Source organism: Pseudoduganella guangdongensis, assembly GCF_009857475.1.
Lineage (GTDB): Bacteria > Pseudomonadota > Gammaproteobacteria > Burkholderiales > Burkholderiaceae_D > Rugamonas > Rugamonas guangdongensis.
In genome coordinates this window covers 126,493-144,965 of the sequence record NZ_WWCJ01000004.1, presented here as the reverse complement: position 1 = coordinate 144,965, position 18,473 = coordinate 126,493, and the positions used below count along the sequence as shown (strand labels likewise).

Annotated in this window: 19 protein-coding genes; 7 read left to right on the top strand and 12 right to left on the bottom strand. The window is 63.1% G+C overall.

The features are described 5' to 3' along the window. The first annotated feature begins 48 nt into the window (after window positions 1-48). Window positions 49-1,266, top strand: coding sequence for an HD-GYP domain-containing protein (locus tag GTP41_RS06720; RefSeq protein ID WP_161024800.1), 1,218 nt, complete (start codon window positions 49-51; stop codon window positions 1,264-1,266). A gap of 2 nt (window positions 1,267-1,268) precedes the next feature. On the opposite strand, the gene GTP41_RS06715 is transcribed toward GTP41_RS06720, so the two are convergent. Both GTP41_RS06715 and GTP41_RS06710 read right to left on the bottom strand, forming a co-directional pair. Beyond that, window positions 1,269-2,933 carry a response regulator gene (locus GTP41_RS06715; RefSeq protein WP_161024799.1) on the bottom strand — a complete coding sequence of 555 codons (1,665 nt, stop codon included), beginning with the start codon at window positions 2,931-2,933 and terminating at the stop codon, window positions 1,269-1,271. 107 nt (window positions 2,934-3,040) lie between these two features. Further along, a complete protein-coding gene (locus tag GTP41_RS06710) occupies window positions 3,041-5,476 on the bottom strand; it encodes a TonB-dependent receptor plug domain-containing protein (protein WP_161024798.1) in 2,436 nt (811 codons plus the stop codon). Between the two features lie 209 nt (window positions 5,477-5,685). On the opposite strand from GTP41_RS06710, the gene GTP41_RS06705 reads away from it, so the two are divergent. Then, window positions 5,686-6,012, top strand: coding sequence for a hypothetical protein (locus tag GTP41_RS06705; protein ID WP_161024797.1), 327 nt, complete (start codon window positions 5,686-5,688; stop codon window positions 6,010-6,012). 49 nt (window positions 6,013-6,061) lie between these two features. On the opposite strand, the gene GTP41_RS06700 is transcribed toward GTP41_RS06705, so the two are convergent. From GTP41_RS06700 to GTP41_RS06690, 3 genes are all read right to left on the bottom strand, one after another. Beyond that, window positions 6,062-6,694, bottom strand: coding sequence for an RBBP9/YdeN family alpha/beta hydrolase (locus GTP41_RS06700; RefSeq protein ID WP_161024796.1), 633 nt, complete (start codon window positions 6,692-6,694; stop codon window positions 6,062-6,064). Between the two features lie 24 nt (window positions 6,695-6,718). Further along, window positions 6,719-7,732 (bottom strand): sulfate ABC transporter substrate-binding protein, encoded by a 1,014-nt coding sequence (locus GTP41_RS06695; protein ID WP_161024795.1) that lies wholly within the window; start codon window positions 7,730-7,732, stop codon window positions 6,719-6,721. 95 nt (window positions 7,733-7,827) lie between these two features. Further along, window positions 7,828-8,211 (bottom strand): diacylglycerol kinase, encoded by a 384-nt coding sequence (locus GTP41_RS06690; RefSeq protein ID WP_161024794.1) that lies wholly within the window; start codon window positions 8,209-8,211, stop codon window positions 7,828-7,830. 87 nt (window positions 8,212-8,298) lie between these two features. Here GTP41_RS06690 and GTP41_RS06685 point away from each other — a divergent pair, with 87 nt between their 5' ends. Next, window positions 8,299-9,081, top strand: coding sequence for an IclR family transcriptional regulator (locus GTP41_RS06685; RefSeq protein WP_161024793.1), 783 nt, complete (start codon window positions 8,299-8,301; stop codon window positions 9,079-9,081). Here GTP41_RS06685 and GTP41_RS06680 read toward each other — a convergent pair. The 3 genes from GTP41_RS06680 to GTP41_RS06670 form a co-directional block, all read right to left on the bottom strand. Continuing rightward, window positions 9,066-10,112 carry a serine hydrolase gene (locus tag GTP41_RS06680; RefSeq protein ID WP_161024792.1) on the bottom strand — a complete coding sequence of 349 codons (1,047 nt, stop codon included), beginning with the start codon at window positions 10,110-10,112 and terminating at the stop codon, window positions 9,066-9,068. The genes GTP41_RS06685 and GTP41_RS06680 overlap by 16 nt on opposite strands. 153 nt (window positions 10,113-10,265) lie before the next feature. Beyond that, entirely contained in the window at window positions 10,266-10,961 is a 696-nt protein-coding gene (locus tag GTP41_RS06675) for a nitroreductase (RefSeq protein ID WP_161024791.1), read from the bottom strand. Then, window positions 10,958-11,830, bottom strand: coding sequence for a DMT family transporter (locus tag GTP41_RS06670; protein WP_161024790.1), 873 nt, complete (start codon window positions 11,828-11,830; stop codon window positions 10,958-10,960). The genes GTP41_RS06675 and GTP41_RS06670 overlap by 4 nt, the downstream gene beginning before the upstream one ends. A 230-nt stretch (window positions 11,831-12,060) precedes the next feature. Between GTP41_RS06670 and phaP the strand changes: the two genes are divergently transcribed. Continuing rightward, window positions 12,061-12,618, top strand: a complete 558-nt coding sequence (gene phaP / locus GTP41_RS06665; RefSeq protein ID WP_161024789.1) for a TIGR01841 family phasin — start codon at window positions 12,061-12,063, stop codon at window positions 12,616-12,618. Window positions 12,619-12,747: 129 nt separating this feature from the next. On the opposite strand, the gene GTP41_RS06660 is transcribed toward phaP, so the two are convergent. Then, window positions 12,748-13,047, bottom strand: coding sequence for a hypothetical protein (locus tag GTP41_RS06660; RefSeq protein WP_161024788.1), 300 nt, complete (start codon window positions 13,045-13,047; stop codon window positions 12,748-12,750). A gap of 69 nt (window positions 13,048-13,116) precedes the next feature. Between GTP41_RS06660 and GTP41_RS06655 the strand changes: the two genes are divergently transcribed. Genes GTP41_RS06655 through GTP41_RS06645 form a run of 3 tightly spaced genes read left to right on the top strand, consistent with a single transcriptional unit; the run spans window position 13,117 to window position 15,666 of the window. Further along, window positions 13,117-13,746: a helix-turn-helix transcriptional regulator gene (locus tag GTP41_RS06655; protein WP_161024787.1), complete on the top strand. Its 630-nt coding sequence runs from the start codon at window positions 13,117-13,119 to the stop codon at window positions 13,744-13,746. After that, window positions 13,736-14,698, top strand: coding sequence for an ornithine cyclodeaminase family protein (locus GTP41_RS06650; RefSeq protein ID WP_161024786.1), 963 nt, complete (start codon window positions 13,736-13,738; stop codon window positions 14,696-14,698). The genes GTP41_RS06655 and GTP41_RS06650 overlap by 11 nt, the downstream gene beginning before the upstream one ends. A gap of 11 nt (window positions 14,699-14,709) precedes the next feature. After that, complete coding sequence (locus GTP41_RS06645; RefSeq protein ID WP_161024785.1) at window positions 14,710-15,666, top strand: threo-3-hydroxy-L-aspartate ammonia-lyase; 957 nt, start codon at window positions 14,710-14,712, stop codon at window positions 15,664-15,666. A gap of 84 nt (window positions 15,667-15,750) precedes the next feature. Here GTP41_RS06645 and GTP41_RS06640 read toward each other — a convergent pair whose 3' ends face one another. Genes GTP41_RS06640 through GTP41_RS06630 form a run of 3 tightly spaced genes read right to left on the bottom strand, consistent with a single transcriptional unit; the run spans window position 15,751 to window position 18,466 of the window. Beyond that, the gene (locus GTP41_RS06640) at window positions 15,751-16,473 is read right to left on the bottom strand and encodes an ABC transporter ATP-binding protein (protein ID WP_161024784.1); all 723 of its coding nucleotides are present in this window, start codon (window positions 16,471-16,473) and stop codon (window positions 15,751-15,753) included. Then, entirely contained in the window at window positions 16,473-17,243 is a 771-nt protein-coding gene (locus GTP41_RS06635; RefSeq protein ID WP_161024783.1) for an ABC transporter ATP-binding protein, read from the bottom strand. The genes GTP41_RS06640 and GTP41_RS06635 overlap by 1 nt, the downstream gene beginning before the upstream one ends. An 11-nt stretch (window positions 17,244-17,254) precedes the next feature. After that, entirely contained in the window at window positions 17,255-18,466 is a 1,212-nt protein-coding gene (locus GTP41_RS06630; RefSeq protein ID WP_161024782.1) for an ABC transporter permease subunit, read from the bottom strand. Window positions 18,467-18,473: the final 7 nt, after the last annotated feature.

The window sequence follows — 18,473 nt, the reverse complement described above, 5'->3', positions numbered from 1 at the left end:
GCTGCTCCAAGGCTCCCTGCCCCGAGCCTGCCTGCTTATCCGTTTGCCATGATTAAAAAAATCGCCATCAACCAGGTGCGCCGCGGTATGTACGTGCACGCCATGCGCGGCTCCTGGATCAAGAATCCTTTCTGGGCACCTTCTTTTGCACTGGATAGCCAGGAAATCGTTCATAAACTGCTGGCAAGCGGGGTGAAGGAATTGTGGATCGACCTGGAAAAAGGCCTCGACGTGGCCGAGGCCGAGTCGCCCGTCCCGCCCCTGCCCGCGCCAGCGCCGGCCGCGCCCCCGGCGCCCTTCCGTTTCGAAAACGTGCAGGCGACCAGCATGGCCGAGGAGTTGCAGCACGCGGCGCGCCTGGTGAGGCAATCGAAACAAGCCGTCAGCAGTATGTTTGACGATGCCCGCATGGGCCGCCTGCAGAACTTCGGCTCCATCATGCCGCTGGTGGAAGACCTGGCCTCATCCGTCCTGCGCAACCCGGGCGCGCTGGTCAGCCTGCTACGCCTGAAACAGGCGGATGACTATACCTACCTGCATTCCGTTGCCGTGTCCGCCATGATGGTGGCGCTGGGCAAGCAAATTGGCCTAGCCGATGCGGAGCTGCGCGAGTGCGGCCTGGCCGGGCTGCTGCACGATATCGGCAAAATGGCGATTCCGCTGGACATCCTGAACAAGCCCGGCCGCTTGACCGATGTTGAATTCGGCAAGGTCAAGGGCCACCCCATGGCCGGCTACGATATGCTGGCCGGCACCGGCAATGTGCCGCCCATGGTGCTCGACGTGTGCCTGCACCACCATGAGAAATTCAACGGCAGCGGCTACCCGCACGGCTTGAAGGGGGAAGAAATCAGCCTGTACGCGCGCATGGGCGCCATTTGCGATGTGTACGACGCGATCACCTCGAACCGCCCCTACAAGGCGGGCTGGTGCCCGGCGGAGTCGCTGCGCCGCATGGCGGACTGGAGCAAGGAGGGCCACTTCGACCCGCAGCTGTTTGGCGCCTTCGTCAAATGCATCGGCATCTTCCCGGTCGGCACCCTGGTCAAGCTCAAGTCGGGCCGGCTGGCGGTCGTGGTCGATAACAGCAAGTCGCTGCTGCAGCCCCTGGTGCGCGTCTTTTATTCGACCAAGTCGCGGACATACCTGCCCCCTCTCACCCTGGACCTGGCCACCGCCGGCGCACTGGACAGTATCACCGGCCGCGAAGACCAGGAGCAATGGGGCTTGCAGGACCTGGACCGCTACTGGCTGGACGCGGCCTAAGCCTAGCCGTCCTGGCCGCCCACCGGCACGCCCTGCGCCAGCCAGCCGGCAATGGTCTGGCACATGCGGGCCGGTTGGATGGGTTTGGAAATGAAGTCGTTCATGCCGGCCTCGATGCAGCGCAGGCGCGCCTCCGTGGTGGCGGTGGCGGTCATGGCCAGCACCGGCAAGCCGGCCAGGCGCGGGTCGGCGCGGATGCGGCGCGTCGCCTCCAGGCCGTCCATCTGCGGCATTTGCACGTCCATCAGCACGCAGTCGAATTCGTACTGGGCGAACAGCGCAAGCGCTTCGGCGCCATTGCCGGCCACATGGACCAGCGCCCCCTCCTCTTCCAGCATTTCCTGGGCAATCTGCTGATTGAAGGCATTGTCTTCCGCCAGCAGGATGCGGGCGCCACGCAGCGCTGCGGTCGCCGGCGCCGGGTGCGCCGAGGCCAGCAGCCCGCTGGCGGCGTCATGCAGCTGCTCGGCCAGGATGGACAGCTGCATGGCCGGGATACCCAGACGGGCCGTGAACCAGAAAGTGCTGCCCCGGCCCGGCTCACTGTTGACGCCGACTTCGCCGCCCATCAGCCCGGCCAGCTCCCTGCAAATCGCCAGGCCCAGTCCGCTGCCGCCATACGCGCGCGTGGTGGAGGTGTCCGCCTGCTGGAAGGAGACGAACAGGCGCGCGATTTCCGCCGGCGACAGGCCGATGCCCTGGTCGCTCACCTCAAACCGCACCAGGCAGCCCCGGCTGACGCCCGCCTGCTTGCGCACGCGGATCTCGATCCGCCCCTGCTCGCTGAACTTGATGGCATTGCTGGTGTAGTTGATCAGCACCTGCCCCAGCCGCAGCGGGTCGCCCACCAGCATGGGCGGCAAGGCCGGATCGATATCGAAGGCCAGCTCCAGCGCGCGTCCGGCCAGCTTCGGCGCCACCACCGTGGTCAGCGTCTCCAGCACCTGGCCGAGGGAAAAGTCGACCTGCTGCAATTCCATCTTGCCCGCCTCGATTTTCGAGATGTCGAGGATGTCGTCGATCAGGCCCAGCACGTGCTCGCCGGCAAAGCGGATCTTCTCCAGGTAATCGCGCTGGCGCGGGTCGAGCTCGGTTTTCAGGGCCAGGTAGGCCATGCCGATCACGCAGTTGAGTGGCGTGCGGATCTCGTGGCTCATATTCGACAGGAAATGGCCCTTGGCCTGGCTGGCTGCCTCGGCCTGCTGCCAGGCATGCTCCAGCTCGCGGTTCTTGGCCTCCAGCTCCGCCTCGTGGCGCCGCTCGGCTGTCACATCGTGGTAGATGGTCACGAAGCCGCTGACCGCGCCATCGGCGCCAATGATCGGGCGGCCGATGATGTTCAACTGCAGGCCGTTGGCCATGGTGCGGGTGAATTGATGCGGCTCGAACTTCAGGCACAGGGCGACGCGCTGCGCGACAGACGCTTCGATGTCGCCCGGCCCGTAATCGCCGCGCAGCGCGATATGGCGGAACACGTCGGCCATCGTAATGCCGGGATGCATCACACCCGCGGCAAACCCCTGCACCTGGCAGAACGCCGGGTTCCAGAAGCGGATGGTCAGGTCGCGGTCAACAATGGTCACGCCCACCGGCATGTATTCCAGTGCCGCCGCCAGGCGGGGGAAGTTGACGCGGATGAACTCTTCACTTTGCGCTGTCGATTCCATGGCCCAGAATACCATCCGCCACATCGCGCAAAATGCGCGAATTCCCACCAACGATTGCCGCAAACGACAAGGGGCGCCGCAGCGCCCCTTGCCGGGATTACCGCCGCTTAGAAGGCGGTATCAAACTTCACGTACATCGAACGGCCGTTCACGCCGAACGGGCAGGTTTCCCAGCAGTACTTGAAGCCCAGTTTCGGGAAGTCGCCGCCATTGGTCCACTCAGACGGATAGGTATCGAACACGTTGTTGAACCCGACCGACACGCTGGTCTTTTTGCTGATGTTGTAGCGGCCGCTCAAATCGGCGATCCACTTCGCTTCCCAGGTTTGCAGCGGGCTGAAGCCTTCGCCTTGCACTTCACCGTAGTAGTTGGCGCGCGCATTCACGTTCCACTTGCCGAAGGTGTAGTCGGCCGCCACCACGTGGTGCTTGCGTGGCTGGCCGCGTTCGATCAGGGTCACCTGCGCCTGGTTGAACAGCTGTTCGCCGCTCAGCAGGCTGGATGGCGAGTGGCGCTTGGTCACTTCGGTCTTGTTGAAGCCCAACTGGCCGGACAGCACCAGGGTCGCGCCTTCGAAGCGGGTGGTGTGATCCGCCACGATGTCCAGGCCGCGCGTGGTGGTGTCCACCGCGTTGGTGAAGAACTGCGCCTGGCCAACCTTCAGCGGGTTCAGCACGTTGGCGATCGGGCCGCCATTGGCTTCCGGCGAAATTTCGCTGGAGAACACGATGCGGTCCTTGATCTTGATCTGGTACACGTCAGCCGCCAGCGACATATTCTTCGCCGGGCGCAGCACCAGGCCGACCGAGGCGTTGCGCGAGGTTTCTTCCTTCAGCGGCTTGATGCCCAGCGCGGTGGTGACAGCGCTGCCCTCACGTGCGGTCAGGGTTTCGGTCAGTTCACCCGCCTGGTTCAGGTTGGTCGATACCGAGCTGTAGAACTTCTGCTGCACGCCCGGCGCGCGGAAGCCGGAGGAAACGCTGCCGCGTACGCCGACCGACTTGCTCGGATCCCAACGCATGCTCAGCTTGCCAGTCGCGGTGCTGCCGAAGTCGGAGTACTTCTCGTAGCGCACGGCGCCCGCCAGCAGCAGTTCCTGGAATGGACGGTATTCGGTATCCAGGAACAGGGCGATATTGTGGCGGCCTTCATCCACGGCGGTGGCCGGGGTGTAGCCTGGGAAGCCCTGGGTGCCGGAAGCGGCCACGCCGCCCACCTGGTTGGTGATCGGGATCAGCGGGTTGTTGGTACGGCCGTACTGGTAGGATACCGGGTCGCCGGCGATGATCTGGTAGTTGTCGCGGCGGTATTCAAAGCCGGTCGCCACGAACACTTCTTCGCCGCCCAGCTTGACCGGGCCTTTGATGTCGGCGTTGAAGGTGGTCTGGTTGAACTTCAGCTTGCCGGTCTCGGCGTCGCGTGGCGATTCGGCGTAGATGCCGCCGCCTGGTTTTGGCTCGTACCAGTAGGACACGTTGATGGTGTTGGCTTCACGGAAGGCCAGTTCGCTCATGCCGTGATTGATGCTGACGTCGGCCTTCCACTCGTTCGGCAGGTCGCGGCGGTAGCCGAAGGCGTAGGAGCCGTCGCTGACGGTGGTGCGGATGTTCGGCAGGAAGCCTTCCGGATACACGGCAGGCACGTTGCGGCCGTCACCCTTGGAGCGGAAGAAGCCGGAGGAATCGCCCTTGCGCTTGGAGAAGCCGCCGAAGGCGTAGAACTCGCTCGACTTGTCGATCGGCAGCGAAGCGTTCCACCACAGGTAGGCATCTTTGGCATCGCTGTCGCCGATGCGCTGGGTCACGCGCGGCGGATTGACGCGCAGCGAGTCTTCGGTGGCACGGTTGGTTTCATCGCGCTTGCGGTACTCCAGCGACAGGTTCAGGAAGCCGCCGTTCTCGCCCAGCGCCCAGCCGCGGTTGACGCTGCCGGAGATCATGTCGCCGTCGCCTTCGCTGGTGGTGCCGACCTGGCCGCTCAGCGCGGTTTCGTTGACGTTCGATTTCAGCACGATGTTGATCACGCCGGCAATCGCGTCCGAACCGTACTGGGCGGCAGCGCCGTCACGCAGCACCTCGATGTGGTGGATGGCCGACAGCGGGATGGCGTTGATGTCGGTACCGGCCGAGCCACGGCCAATGGTTTGCTGCACGTTCACCAGCGCTTGCTGGTGGCGGCGCTTGCCGTTCACCAGCACCAGCAGCTGGTCCGGGCCGAGCGAGCGCAGGGTCGCCGGACGGATGATGTCGGTGCCGTCGCTGATGAAGGTGGTGGAGAAGTTGAACGAAGGGTCCAGGGTTTGCAGCAGCTTGCCCAGCTCCAGCGGGCCGGCGCTTTGCATATCCTTGGCATTGATCAGGCCGACAGGCGCGGCGGTATCGAGCGCAGTCTTCGCGGTGGAGCGCGAGCCCAGCACCACCACGGTTTGCTGCTGTTCTTCAGCAGCCGGCGCGGAGGCAGTCGTTTGTGCGTAAACCTGGGAAGTGGCCAGCAGGACGGCGCTGGCAATGAGGGTGCGTTGGAAACGTACTGCTTTCTTCATGTGGTGATCCAATCATATCGTTGCAGGTGCAAAAATACTAACGCGCACGATTTGAACTTACCAAGGGGGAAACCGTTTATTCTTCTGGCAGTGTTGTTTAATTGAATAATATTTAGTCGTTTGCATGCTTTCCTCCTAGAAATGCTACGCTCTGGTATGTGCTTTACAACCGTGCTACATTGTCTGCAAGCGATTCAAGGGAGGAAGTGATGACTGATGCTCTGTTGCTGACTGACCGCCTGTGCGACCTGACCGAGATGGCCTTGCAGGCCTACACCAAGTTCGAGAAGGCCACGGTGTACTGCACCGCCAAACAGCTGATGCTGGATTTCGAAGAGGCCGGCCTGCCACTGGCGGCGCACGAAAAGCTGGAGTCGATCCAGGCCAGCATCCTGGCCGCCGTCGAATTCGCCCCGCCTTGCGGCAAGAACAATCCCCAGTGCATCGTCTGCGCCCGCAAGGAGATTGCGGCCCTGCGCGCCATGCTGAACGAAAAAAAGCGCCCCGAAGGGCGCTTGCAAGAACATCTGCACTAGCCGTTCCAGGGGCCTGGTGATCATTCCCCCTTTCACGGCTGGCATATTTCTAAACTGTTAAAAAGCTCGCTGGTGCGGCAACCCGCAGGAAGGGGCGCGCCGCTTTCCTGGGCGCGGCGAAGCGTTCGCCCAGGCTGATATTGCTGGCGCGCTGCGCCAACACTTGCAGCAGGCGCTGGCCAAAGCGCCAGTCGCCCAGGCCCGATTCGGCGTTGATATGCCCGAGTGCGCCCGCGTTCACGAAATCGCTGCCCCAGCGCCGCGCCCACTGCTCGGCGCGCTGCTCGGTCATCCATGGGTCGTTGCTGCTGGCCACCATGATCGAGGGGCATGGCAGTTCGCCGTGCGGCAGCAGGGCGCTGACTTTGAATTTATCGGGATCGGCCGGCCCCACCAGCAACACCCCCGCCACATGGGGGGAGGATGCACGTGACAGGCTCAGTGCTGTGGTGAGGCAGCCGAAACTATGCGCAACGATCAGGGTGGGACGGCGGTCCTGGTCCAACACCTCATCCAGGCGGTCGGCCCAGCGCAGCAGGACCGGATCGCTCCAGCGCTCCTGCTCGACCCGCTCAAAGCGCGGGTACAGGCGCTGCCAGCGTGACTGCCAGTGGTCCGGGCCGCTGTTATGCAGGCCGGGGGCGACCAGCACGCGGAATTGGTTCAGTTGTTGGATCGCCATGCGGCCCTCCTGCGTTGCAGTTGATTACTGGCCGGCCAGCTTGGCGCCAGGCTGGTAGATCTGGTCGAACACGCCGCCGTCGGAGAAGTGGGTCTTCTGCGCGGTAGTCCAGTCGCCAGCCACGTCGGTGATCTTGAACAGCTTCACGTTGGGGAACTGGGCAGCATATTTCTTAGCTTCCTTCTCCACGCTCGGGCGATAGTAGTTCTGGGCGATGATCGCCTGCGCCTGGTCGGTGTACAGGAACTGCAGGTAAGCCTCCGCCACTTTGCGGGTGCCGCGCTTGTCCACGACTTTATCAACGATGGCGATGGGCGGTTCGGCCAGGATGGAGACGGACGGCGCCACGATTTCCACCTTATCCGGGCCCAGTTCCTTGATCGCCAACAGGGCTTCGTTTTCCCAGGCGATCAGCACGTCGCCGATGCCACGTTCCACGAAGGTGGTGGTGGCGCCGCGCGCGCCGGAGTCCAGCACCGGCACGTTCTTGTACAGCTTCTTCAGGTATTCCTTGGCTCTGGCGTCGCTGCCGCCTGGCTGGCGCAGGGCGTAGCCGTAAGCGGCCAGGTGGTTCCAGCGGGCGCCGCCGGAGGTTTTAGGGTTGGGGGTAATCACCGCCACGTTCGGCTTGACCAGGTCGCCCCAATCCTTGATGGCTTTCGGGTTGCCCTTGCGCACCAGGAAGACGATGGTCGAGCTGTAAGGCGCCGAGTTAAGACCCAGGCGTTTCTGCCAATCCTTGTTCAGCAGGCCGCGTTCGGCGATGGCGTCGATGTCATAGGCCAGGGCCAGGGTCACCACGTCCGCCTCCAGGCCGTCGATCACGGCGCGCGCCTGCTTGCCGGAACCGCCGTGCGACTGCTTGATCTTGACGTTGTCGCCAGTCTTGGCCTTCCACTCCTTGGCGAAGGCGGTGTTGACGTCCTGGTACAGCTCGCGGGTCGGGTCGTAAGAGACGTTGAGCAAGCTCACGTCGGCAGCCTGCGCCACGCTGGCGGTGGCGATCAAGGCAGCGGCAATCAGTTTCTTGGACAGCATCTGGGTCCCCCTCTTTGTGTTTGGAGACGCCAGATTACCGGCCACTTATATAAATAGGAACGAATACTTTCTTCGTTCGTTATACCAGAAAGTAATTAAAAGAAGCGATTGAACAGGACGACCGCCCAGGCCGCCGCCGACAACAGGCAGGCCAGCAGCACCGCCGCGCTGCCAAAGTCCTTGGCATTCTTGGACAGCGGATGGCGTTCCAGCGACACGCGGTCGACCACCGCCTCAATGGCGGAGTTGATCAGTTCGACAATCAGCACGATCACCATGCTGCCGATCAACACCAGTTTCTGGAAGGCAGAAACGGGCAATAGCAGCGCCGCAATGCTGCCGATCACGAACAGCACCAGTTCCTGCCGGAAGGCGTGCTCCGAGCGGATGGCTGTTTTCAGGCCGTCCATCGAGTAGAAAAAGGCCGAGAAAATGCGCTTCAGGCCACTCTTGCTTTTGAATTCACTGACAGGTTCCATGGTGACGGATTATAGCGACAGAATTCCCATTTTTTTCACATCATGGTATAAATAAGTCTGCTTATACCGCACCGCACCAACCACAATATGAAAAGCGAATCCCTGCCCCCACAGGAACCGAAAACGACGATCCAGGTCATCGACCGCATGACGGCCCTGCTCGACGCCCTGGCGCGATACCCGGACCCGGTTCCCCTGAAAGAGCTGTCCAAGGTCTCCGGCCTGCACCCGTCCACCGCACACCGCATCCTGAACGACCTGGTGGTGACGCGCTTTGTCGACCGCGTGGAACCAGGCACCTACCGCCTGGGCATGCGCCTGCTGGAGCTGGGCAATGTGGTGAAGAGCCGCTTGTCGGTGCGGGAAGCGGCGCTGGATTCCATGCGTGCACTGCACAAAAAGACGCAGCAGACCATCAACCTGTCGGTGCGCCAGGGCGATGAGATCGTGTACATCGACCGCGCCTATTCGGAACGCTCGGGCATGCAGGTGGTGCGCGCCATTGGCGCGCGCGGCCCGCTGCACCTGACTTCGACCGGCAAGCTGTTCCTGTCGGTGGACGAGCCAAAAGCGATCCGCGCCTATGCCACCCGCACCGGGCTGGCTGGCCACAACAAGAATTCGATTACCGACCTGGGCCGCCTGGAACGCGAGCTGAGCCTGGTGCGCGCGCGCGGCTATGCGCGTGACAATGAGGAATTGGAACTGGGGGTGCGCTGCATGGCGGCCGGCATCCGTGACGATTCCGGCAAACTGGTGGCAGGCTTGTCGATTTCCGCGCCGGCCGACCGGCTGCAGGAGGAGTGGCTGGAAGACCTGGTCAATACCGCCAACCAGATCTCCGCCACCCTGGGTTACATTCCCGAGTAAGACTGGGCGCTGGTGCTAGCGCCGCTGACCGTGTCGCCGAAGGTCGGCTTCAGCGCGGTCAGCCATTTCTTCATGCGGTTGGCGTCGGCCACCCGGGCCGCAGCGCCCTTGGCGTCGAGCAGCACCATGATGACGGCGCGCCCTTCCACCATGGCTTGCATGATCAGGCAACGGCCGGCTTCATTGATGAAGCCGGTTTTCTGCAGGCCAATTTCCCAGCCCGAGTTCGGCGCCACCAGGCGGTTGGTGGTGCCAAAGGTCACCGGACGGCCATTGTTTTCGACCACGGCTTTCGGGTCGGTCGAGAATTCACGCAGGATCGGGTGCTCGTAAGACGCCTGCACCAGCTTGGCCAGGTCGCGCGCGCTGGCCACATTCTTCTTGGACAGGCCGCTCGAATCCACATAGCGGGTGTCGCTCATGCCCAGCTCCTGCGCCTTGGCGTTCATGGCGTCGACAAAGGCCGGCAAGCCACCCGGATAGTTGCGGCCCAGCGCGGACGCGGCGCGGTTCTCGGAGCTCATCAGGGCGATGTGCAGCATATTGCGGCGGGTCAGGCGGTCGCCCACTTTCAGGCGCGACGAGCTGAACTTCTCGCGATCGACGTCTTCATCGGTCACGGTCAGCTCTTCGTCCAGATCCTGGCCGGATTCCACCACCACCAGGCCGGTCATCATCTTGGTGATCGACGCGATCGGCAGCGCCACACCGGCATTCTTTTCAAACAGGACTTCGGAATTGGCCTGGTCCAGCATCAGGGCCACATTGGACTTCAGGTCGAGGGGATCGCGCACCAGGTTCAGGCCGGCCAGGTCGCCCATGGTTGGACGGCCGAAATCCGCCACCTTGGTCACGCGCTGGTACACCACCTTGTTCTTGCCGCGTACCTTGACGACGCGCTTGACCATCTGGGTCTTGGCCGCCGGCGCCGCGTAGCGCACGCCCGCTTTCTTGGTAGCCGCCTGCGCAGAACCCATAGACGCAGTTGCGCAGAACAAGGACACCAGCAGACCGATAGCAAGTTTGTTCATTCGTCATTCCCCGGAGTGAATCAGCAGAATCGCTAGTTGCAGTGTAGCAAAATGAGATTCCGGCGCAAGCGAAATCGGACTTTTCCGCACCAATGTTTTCAGCCCCACAATACACATTTCCTATAGTGACGCAGGGTTACAACGAAAGCTTGCTCACTCCATAAATTTAACAAAATTCGCAATTGGCTCGCGTTCTGTTAGCAAGCTGTTTTCAATTTTGCCATGATCGGCGAAACCAAGCGACATCCCGCATACAACAGTTTCGCTGGCCGGCAGGCCCAGTACTTCGCTGATGATGCGGTGGTACTGGGTGAAAGCCGCCTGCGGGCAGGTATCGAGGCCGCGTCCGCGCGCCGCCACCATGATGTTTTGCAGGAACATGCCATAGTCGAGCCAGGAGCCCTGCTCCATGATGCGGTCGATGGTAAAGATCATGCCGACCGGGGCGTCGAAGAAGGCGAAATTGCGGCCGTGCTGCGCCGCCATGCCGGCCTTGTTCTCGCGCGTCAGGCCCAGCAAAGCATACAGGTCCCAGCCTACTTTGCGGCGGCGGTCGATGTAAGGCGACACCCACTCGCGCGGGTAGTACGCGTATTCCTCGGTGTGCAGCTTGTTTTGCTCGGGGTCGGCGTAGGCCGCCAGGATCCTGGCCGACAGCGCCTCCTTCATGGCGCCGGTCAGCACATAGACTTTCCACGGCTGGGTATTGGTGCCGGACGGCGCGCGCGCCGCCACCTGCAGGATGGCCGCGATATCCTCCTGCGCCACCGGGGTCGGCAGGAAGGCGCGGATCGAGCGGCGCGAAGTAATGGCCGCATCAACGGCCTGCTGGTCTGGGGTGTGAATCATGGTTGTGCCGTGTTGGGTTGCTTAACTACAAATAGTACCCCAATCACCGCCAAGGCCATACCGGCAAGGCCCATCCAGTTCAGTACTTCGCCGAACATGGCCCAGGCCATGAGCGCGGTGGTGGGTGGGGTCAAATAAAGCAAGCTCGTGACCTGGGTCGCATCGCTGCGACGAATCAACGCAAAGAGGAGGAAGATCGCACCGATGGACAAGGCGAGCACGGACCAGGCCCAGGCGCCCACGAACTGCGGCGTCCATTGGACCGAGCCCATGTCCTCCAATAGCCAGGCGACCGGCAGCACGGCAGCGAGCGAGGCGGCAAACTGGATAACGGTGCCGGTGCGCAGGTCGAACTGCGGACAGAAATGTTTTTGGTAGAGCGTACCGGCCGTGATCGACAGCAGCGCAAAGATGGCCAGGGCGATCGCCTGCCAACTGAGGCCAACCAGCGTGATCTTGGCGTACACCACCAGCGCAACCCCGCCCAGGCCGAACGCCAGGCCAAGCCACTGGCGCGGCCGCACCCGTTCGCCGATCAGGGGCGCGGCGAACGCCGTCAGGACCGGCTGCATGCCGACAATCAGGGCCGAAAGGCCGGCCGGCATGCCGAGCTTGATGGCGCACCAGACGCCACTCAGGTACCCGGCCTGCAGCAGCAAGCCGGCCAGCGCCACGTGGCCCACCTTCCCTTTCGGCCACGGCGCGCGCAGCAGCACCACCAGCGGACCGAGGATCGCCAGCACGCCCAAAAAGCGCAGCAACAGGAAAGTCAGCGGCGGCGCATATGGCAAGCCATAGCGGGCCACGATAAAGCCGGTGCTCCATAAGAAGACAAAGAACAGCGGAATGGGGGAAAAGAGCGAACGCATCCCGGGGATTCTAGCACTAGACGAACAACTCCTGCCGGGCAGCAATATTTTTTACCGTTCCTCCCAGAAAGCCTTACACAACAAGGAGTTGATACCTTTGTGCAATGCACAAAAACTGCTTGACTTTGACTCCCGAACCCGGATAATCGACTTTGTTGCGTTGCACAATATGTTGTTTTCCGTTGTAGAAGCAGCAAGTTTCAACGACTAATTTAATTTTGGAGAGTCCAATGTTTGCGATTCCTGAGCAGTTTTCTAACGCCACCAAGGCGAACTTCGAGAGCCAATTCGCGCTGTTTTCCTCGTTGACCAACAAGGCCTTCGAAGGCGTTGAGAAGTTCGTCGACCTGAACATCACCGCTGCCAAGGCTTCGCTGGAAGAATCGTCGGTCGCCACCAAGCAGTTGCTGGCCGCCAAGGATCCACAAGAATTCTTCACCCTGAGCGCAGCCCAGGCCCAGCCAGCCGCCGAAAAAGCCATCGCTTACGGCCGCCACCTGGCATCGATCGCTTCCGGCACCGGCGCTGAATTCAGCAAGGCCGCCGAAACCCAGATCGCGGAAACCAACCGGAAGGTGATTTCCCTGGTGGACGAAGTGAGCAAGAACGCCCCCGCCGGCAGCGAAAGCGCCGTTGCCCTGTTCAAATCCGCACTGAACAACGCCAACGCCGGTTACGAGCAGTTCACCAAGAGCGCCAAGGCCGCTGCAGAAACCTTCGAAGCCAATGTGAACGCCGCTGTGAACCAGTTCACCACGGTTGCCAGCAACGCCGCCAAGAAGCAGTAATCCCGAAATACCCGCCGGCCCCAGCGGCCGGCTATGAAGCAACGCTGTACGCAGGTCTCCTCGGCATCCGTGGTTTCCTCTCAGCGGGTGTCCTTCCAGAGCCCCGGCATTGACCGGGGCTTTTTTTATTCAAACCCGCGGGGGGCTGGAATCATCCCTTGTCTTGGGCGTCGATTCAGCCATCATCGCTTTCACCATCTCCCCGATCTTGTCTTCGATCCCCTGCCGTGCGGACGGCGGCATGCTGGCCAGGTCAGCTTCAGTCAAACCGAGTTTCTTCAGCACGGCTTCGCGGATACGCTCGGCTGGCGTGAGCTTCATATAATTTTCCAGCTCCTGGGCAAGGTAGCTGCCGAAGGATTTGCCGGTGGCGCGGGCGGAGTCTTTAAGGTCTTGCGCCACGATGGGACCAATAGGTGTCAGTTTCATAAGGGGCCCTTGCCGGGGGCACTGGAAAAGCAATTAGACATTTTATCCAAGTTGAGATAATCTGTCTTTATGACAAAACGCACTCCCGACCAGCAGCACCTGCTGGAGCAAATGCAACACGTGGCGGAAGGCCTCGGCCGCACGCTGGCGCCCTTCACCGAGGTAGTACTGCACGACCTGCTCGACCCCAGCCACGCCGTGCTGGCGATCCACAACAACCTGTCCGGCCGCGAGGTCGGCGATCCCGCGACCGAACTGGGCCTGGCCCGCATTGCCGACCCGGCCTTCCCGCAAGTGCTGGCCAACTACGCCAACACCTTCCCCGACGGCCGCCCGGCGAAAAGCACTTCGATCGGCATCAAGGACCGCGACCAGCAATACATCGCCGCCTTGTGCCTGAACGTGGACCTGAACCTGTTCCGCAGCCTGCAGGCGATGCTGGGCCAGTTCAGCAACGTCGACCCCACCGCGGTGCTGGAATCGCTGGCGCCGGCGGCGGGGGCGGACGCGATCCGCGCCCATATCGAACAATTCGCGGCGCGGCTGTCCACCACCCCGCGTGCGCTGAAAGCCGAGGACTGCCGCGCCCTGATGCGCGAACTGGGCGACGCGGGCCTGCTGGAAACGCGGCGCGCCATGGAAACCATCGCCGCCCACCTCGGCGTCTCACGCGCCACGGCCTACAACTATGCGAAATAACGACGCCCGCCTGCTGCTGCTGGATCGCGATGCCGTCGCCGCCCTGTTGCAGCCCGACGCCGTGCGCGCCGCCGTGCGCGAAGCCTTTGCGCTGCATGCCGCGCGCGCAGCGCGCGTCTTCCCGTTGGTGCGCGAAGAGCTGCCCGGCAGCGCCATCTTCGGCATCAAGTCCGGCGACGTGCCATCGCAAGAGCTGCTTGGATTCAAGGCCGCCGGCTTCTGGCCCGCCAACCGCGAAGCCGGCGGCGAAGCGCATCAGGCCACCATCATGCTGCTCGACCCGCGCACCGGCCGCCCGCTCTGCATTGCCGACGGCAACGCCGTCACCACCGCCCGCACCGCCGCCGCCGGCGCGCTTGGCCTGCAGTTGCTGGCGCGCCCCGACAGCGAGCAGTTGTGCGTGTTCGGCACCGGCGTGCAGGCGCGCGGCCATGTGGAATATGCGCTGCATGCCCTGCCCTCGCTGAAGCGCGTGCATTACGTCAGCTCCGACGGCCGCCGCGAGCATGCATTCGAAGCGCAATTCGCGGCACGCTGCGAGGTGGTTCCGGCCAGCGCTGCGGCTGTCGCGTCGGCGGACGTCATCATCACCGCCACGCCCGGCCGCGCGCCACTATTTGACGCCGACGCGGTGCGCGCCGGCACCCATATCAACGCCGTGGGCGCCGACACGCAAGGCAAGCGCGAGCTGCCGCCCGGCCTGCTGGAACGCGCCCGCGTGTGGGCCGACGACCTGCCACAGGCACGCCGTATCGGCGAACTGCAATGGGCCGGCACGCTGCCCGCCGCCGAACTGGGCGAACTGTTGGACGCACCGGCAGCACGCGCGCCGGGCGACATCACGATTTTCGATATGACGGGCATTGCCCTGCAAGACCTGACCACGGTGCGCATGCTGTACGAGCGCGCCCTCTCCAACAATATCGGCCAGAACATTCCCTGGCCCTGGTAAGGAAAGTGACTATGACCATCCCAACTTATGCAGACGTCGTCGCGGCAGCCGGCCGCATCCAGGGCCACGCCCACCGCACGCCGGTGCTGACCTCGCGCACCGCCAACGAGGAGCTGGGGGCCGAGATCTTCTTCAAGGCCGAGAACCTGCAGCGCATGGGCGCCTTCAAATTCCGTGGCGCCTTCAACGCCCTGTCGCGCTTTAGCGAAGCGCAGCGCAAGGCAGGCGTGGTGGCCTTCTCGTCCGGCAACCACGCGCAGGCGATTGCGCTGTCGGCAAAGCTGATGGGTATTCCCGCCACCATCATCATGCCGCAGGACGCGCCGGCGTCGAAAATCGCCGCCACGCGCGGCTACGGCGGCAACGTGGTGACCTACGACCGCTATACGGAGGACCGCGAAGCGATCGGCCGCAAGCTGGCGCGGGAACAGGGCATGACCTTGATCCCGCCCTACGACCATGCGGACGTGATCGCGGGCCAGGGTACGGCGGCGAAGGAGCTGTTCGAGGAGGTGGGCGAGCTGGATTACTTCTTCGTCTGCCTGGGCGGCGGCGGGCTGCTGGGCGGCTCGGCGCTGGCCACGCGCGCGCTGGCGCCGAAGTGCAAGCTGTATGGCGTGGAGCCGGAGGCGGGCAATGACGGGCAGCTGTCGTTCCGCAGCGGTTCGATCGTGCATATCGATACGCCGAAGACAATTGCGGATGGGGCGCAGACGCAGCACCTGGGTTCACTCACCTTCCCCATCATCCGGCGCGATGTGGATGATGTACTGACCGTCAGCGATGCGGAGCTGGTGGATGCGATGCGCTTCTTCGCTGCCCGCATGAAGATTGTGGTGGAGCCGACCGGGTGCCTGGGGTTTGCGGCGGCGCGCAAGATGAAGGATCAGTTGCGCGGCAAGCGCGTGGGGGTGTTGATCAGCGGGGGCAACGTCGATATCGAACGCTTTGCTGCACTGCTCGCTTAAACCCGGTAAACCAGGGTCGGACCCAAGGGTCCGACCCTGGCGGCGGCGCCCGCATCTCAGGGGGCTGGCCGCGCCTTACCGGCTTTACTCGCCCAGGTAAGCGGCTTTGACGCGTGGGTCGTGCAGCATGTCTTCCGCGTTGCCGGTCATGGTGACTGCGCCCGATTCCATCACGTAGCCCCGGTTCGCGGCTTGCAGCGCCAGCTTGGCGTTCTGCTCCACCAGCAGGATGGTAATGCCCTGTTTGTGCACATCGCGGATCACTTCGAAGATCTTCTCGACCATGATCGGCGACAGTCCCATCGAAGGCTCGTCCAACAGCAGCAGGTGCGGATGGCACATCAGCGCGCGCGCCATGGCCAGCATCTGCTGTTCGCCGCCGGACAGCGTACCGGCCAGTTGCGCAGCACGCTCCTTCAAGCGCGGGAAAACGCCGAACCACTTCTCGATGTCGGCCGCAATCGCCGCCTTGTCGTTCATGGTGTAAGCGCCCATCATCAGGTTCTCGGTGATGGTCATGCGCGTGAACACGCCACGGCCTTCCGGCACCATGGCCAGCTTCTTCTGCACCAGATGGAAGGACTGCGTGCCTTTCAGCGACTGGCCCATATAGGACACGCTGCCCTCCACTTTGCATGGCGGCAGGGTGCCGGTGATGGCTTTCAGCGTGGTGGTCTTGCCGGCGCCGTTGGCGCCGATCAGCGTCACCAGCTCGCCTTCGTTCACTTCCAGGTCGATGCCTTTAACTGCCTTGATGCCGCCGTAAGCGACCTTCAGGCCCGATACTTTCAACACATTGGCGCCCATCAGTGCGCTCCTCCCAGATAGGCTTCGATCACGGCTTTATTACTTTGGATTTCGGCTGGCAAGCCTTCGGCAATCAGCTTGCCGTATTCCAGCACGCTGATGCGGTCGCACAGGCCCATCATCAGCTTCACGTCGTGCTCGATCAGCAGCACGGTCTTGCCTTCGTTCTTGATCTTGACCAGCAGCTCGCGCAGCGCCAGCTTTTCGGTGGCGTTCATGCCGGCGGCCGGCTCGTCCAGCGCCAGCAGCTGCGGGTCGGTCGCCAGCGCGCGGGCGATCTCCAGGCGGCGCTGGTCGCCGTAGGACAGGTACTTGGAGGTGCGGCTGGCAAACTGGCCGATGCCGACGAAGTCCAGCAGCTCCTGCGCGCGCTTGCGGATCGACGCTTCTTCTTCACGCGCCGCCTTGTGGCGGAACACCGCGCCGAACACGCCCTGGTGCGAGCGCACGTGGCGTCCCACCATCACGTTTTCCAGCGCGGTCATCTCGCCGAACAGGCGGATGTTCTGGAAGGTGCGGGCGATGCCGGCCTTCGCCACGGCGTGCGGGGCGGACGGCGAATACGGTTTGCCGGCCAGCTCAAAGGTGCCGGTGTCCGGCTGGTACAGGCCGGTGATCACGTTGAAGAAGGTGGTCTTGCCGGCGCCGTTGGGGCCGATCAGGCCGTAGATCTGGCCTTTGTTGATCTTGATGCGCACATCGGTCAGCGCCTGCAGGCCGCCGAAACGTTTGTTGACGCCTTCGATATTCAGGATTACTTGTTCGCTCATCTCACTCAACCTCACGCTGCCACAACGCCGGACGACTGTCCTTTGGAATCCGAATCGGCGTCCGGACGGTCTTCATGCTTGGGCGAAGGCCACAGGCCCGCAGGACGCGTCAGCATGATCACCACCATGGCCAGGCCGTACAGCAGCTGGCGCAGCACTTCGGATTCGATCAGCACTTTGCCGAACAGCTTCATTTGCAGCGGCTCCACCACGTGGCGCAGGATTTCCGGCAGGGCCGCCAGCAGCGCGCCGCCCAGCACCACGCCGGGAATGTGGCCGATACCGCCCAGCACCACCATGGCCAGCACGGCGATCGACTCGGTCAGCGAGAACGATTCCGGCGAGACGAAGCCCTGGAAGGAAGCGAACATGGCGCCGGCCACGCCGCCGAAGGTGGCGCCCATGGAGAAGGCCAGCAGCTTCACATTACGGGTATTGATGCCCATGGCCTTGGCCGCGATCTCGTCTTCGCGGATGGCGACCCAGGCGCGGCCCAGGCGCGAGTGCTGCAGGCGCGAGGTGATGAACACGGTGGCAATGGTCAACGCCAGGAACAGGAAGTAGTAGGCGTTCACCGATGGCATGCCGAAGTCGCCGATAAAGACGGTAGCGCGCGAGCCGGGTTCGCCGGCCAGGTTGATGCCGAACACGCGGATCGGATCGATCAGGTTGATGCCCTGCGGGCCGTTGGTGATGTTGACCGGATCATTCAGGTTGTTCATGAAGATGCGGATGATTTCACCGAAGCCCAGGGTGACGATGGCCAGGTAATCGCCGCGCAGCTTCAGCGTCGGTGCGCCCAGCAGCGCGCCGAACAGGCCGGCCAGTGCGGCCGCCAGCGGCACGATCACCCACAGCGACAAATGGATGCCGTTGGTGCGGATCTCCTCGCCCAGCATGGCGGCCAGCGCCTCGCCAAAGGCTGGATGCATATTGATCAGCGATTCCAGCACCGTGGCGAACTGCGGCGACGCCAGCAGGCCGGTCATGTAGGCGCCCACCGCGTAGAAGGCGATATAGCCCAGGTCCAGCAGGCCGGCAAAGCCCACCACGATATTCAGGCCCACCGCCAGCATGATGTAGAGCAGGGCCAGGTCGGCGATGCGCACCCACGAATTACCGAACGGCGCGGCGGCGAACGGGAAAATGATCAGCGCGGCCAACAACAGCGCCATGCTGGTGTAGGCCTGCTTTGGATTCTTTTGTACGTCGAAAGTCAGCATAGTCGAA

Bases quoted from the DNA above. Each gene is read 5' to 3' on its own strand.
- GTP41_RS06720 (WP_161024800.1), top strand. From the start codon at position 49: ATGATTAAAAAAATCGCCATCAACCAGGTGCGCCGCGGTATGTACGTG.
- GTP41_RS06715 (WP_161024799.1), bottom strand. From the start codon at position 2,933: ATGGAATCGACAGCGCAAAGTGAAGAGTTCATCCGCGTCAACTTCCCC.
- GTP41_RS06710 (WP_161024798.1), bottom strand. From the start codon at position 5,476: ATGAAGAAAGCAGTACGTTTCCAACGCACCCTCATTGCCAGCGCCGTC.
- GTP41_RS06705 (WP_161024797.1), top strand. From the start codon at position 5,686: ATGACTGATGCTCTGTTGCTGACTGACCGCCTGTGCGACCTGACCGAG.
- GTP41_RS06700 (WP_161024796.1), bottom strand. From the start codon at position 6,694: ATGGCGATCCAACAACTGAACCAATTCCGCGTGCTGGTCGCCCCCGGC.
- GTP41_RS06695 (WP_161024795.1), bottom strand. From the start codon at position 7,732: ATGCTGTCCAAGAAACTGATTGCCGCTGCCTTGATCGCCACCGCCAGC.
- GTP41_RS06690 (WP_161024794.1), bottom strand. From the start codon at position 8,211: ATGGAACCTGTCAGTGAATTCAAAAGCAAGAGTGGCCTGAAGCGCATT.
- GTP41_RS06685 (WP_161024793.1), top strand. From the start codon at position 8,299: ATGAAAAGCGAATCCCTGCCCCCACAGGAACCGAAAACGACGATCCAG.
- GTP41_RS06680 (WP_161024792.1), bottom strand. From the start codon at position 10,112: ATGAACAAACTTGCTATCGGTCTGCTGGTGTCCTTGTTCTGCGCAACT.
- GTP41_RS06675 (WP_161024791.1), bottom strand. From the start codon at position 10,961: ATGATTCACACCCCAGACCAGCAGGCCGTTGATGCGGCCATTACTTCG.
- GTP41_RS06670 (WP_161024790.1), bottom strand. From the start codon at position 11,830: ATGCGTTCGCTCTTTTCCCCCATTCCGCTGTTCTTTGTCTTCTTATGG.
- phaP (WP_161024789.1), top strand. From the start codon at position 12,061: ATGTTTGCGATTCCTGAGCAGTTTTCTAACGCCACCAAGGCGAACTTC.
- GTP41_RS06660 (WP_161024788.1), bottom strand. From the start codon at position 13,047: ATGAAACTGACACCTATTGGTCCCATCGTGGCGCAAGACCTTAAAGAC.
- GTP41_RS06655 (WP_161024787.1), top strand. From the start codon at position 13,117: ATGACAAAACGCACTCCCGACCAGCAGCACCTGCTGGAGCAAATGCAA.
- GTP41_RS06650 (WP_161024786.1), top strand. From the start codon at position 13,736: ATGCGAAATAACGACGCCCGCCTGCTGCTGCTGGATCGCGATGCCGTC.
- GTP41_RS06645 (WP_161024785.1), top strand. From the start codon at position 14,710: ATGACCATCCCAACTTATGCAGACGTCGTCGCGGCAGCCGGCCGCATC.
- GTP41_RS06640 (WP_161024784.1), bottom strand. From the start codon at position 16,473: ATGGGCGCCAATGTGTTGAAAGTATCGGGCCTGAAGGTCGCTTACGGC.
- GTP41_RS06635 (WP_161024783.1), bottom strand. From the start codon at position 17,243: ATGAGCGAACAAGTAATCCTGAATATCGAAGGCGTCAACAAACGTTTC.
- GTP41_RS06630 (WP_161024782.1), bottom strand. From the start codon at position 18,466: ATGCTGACTTTCGACGTACAAAAGAATCCAAAGCAGGCCTACACCAGC.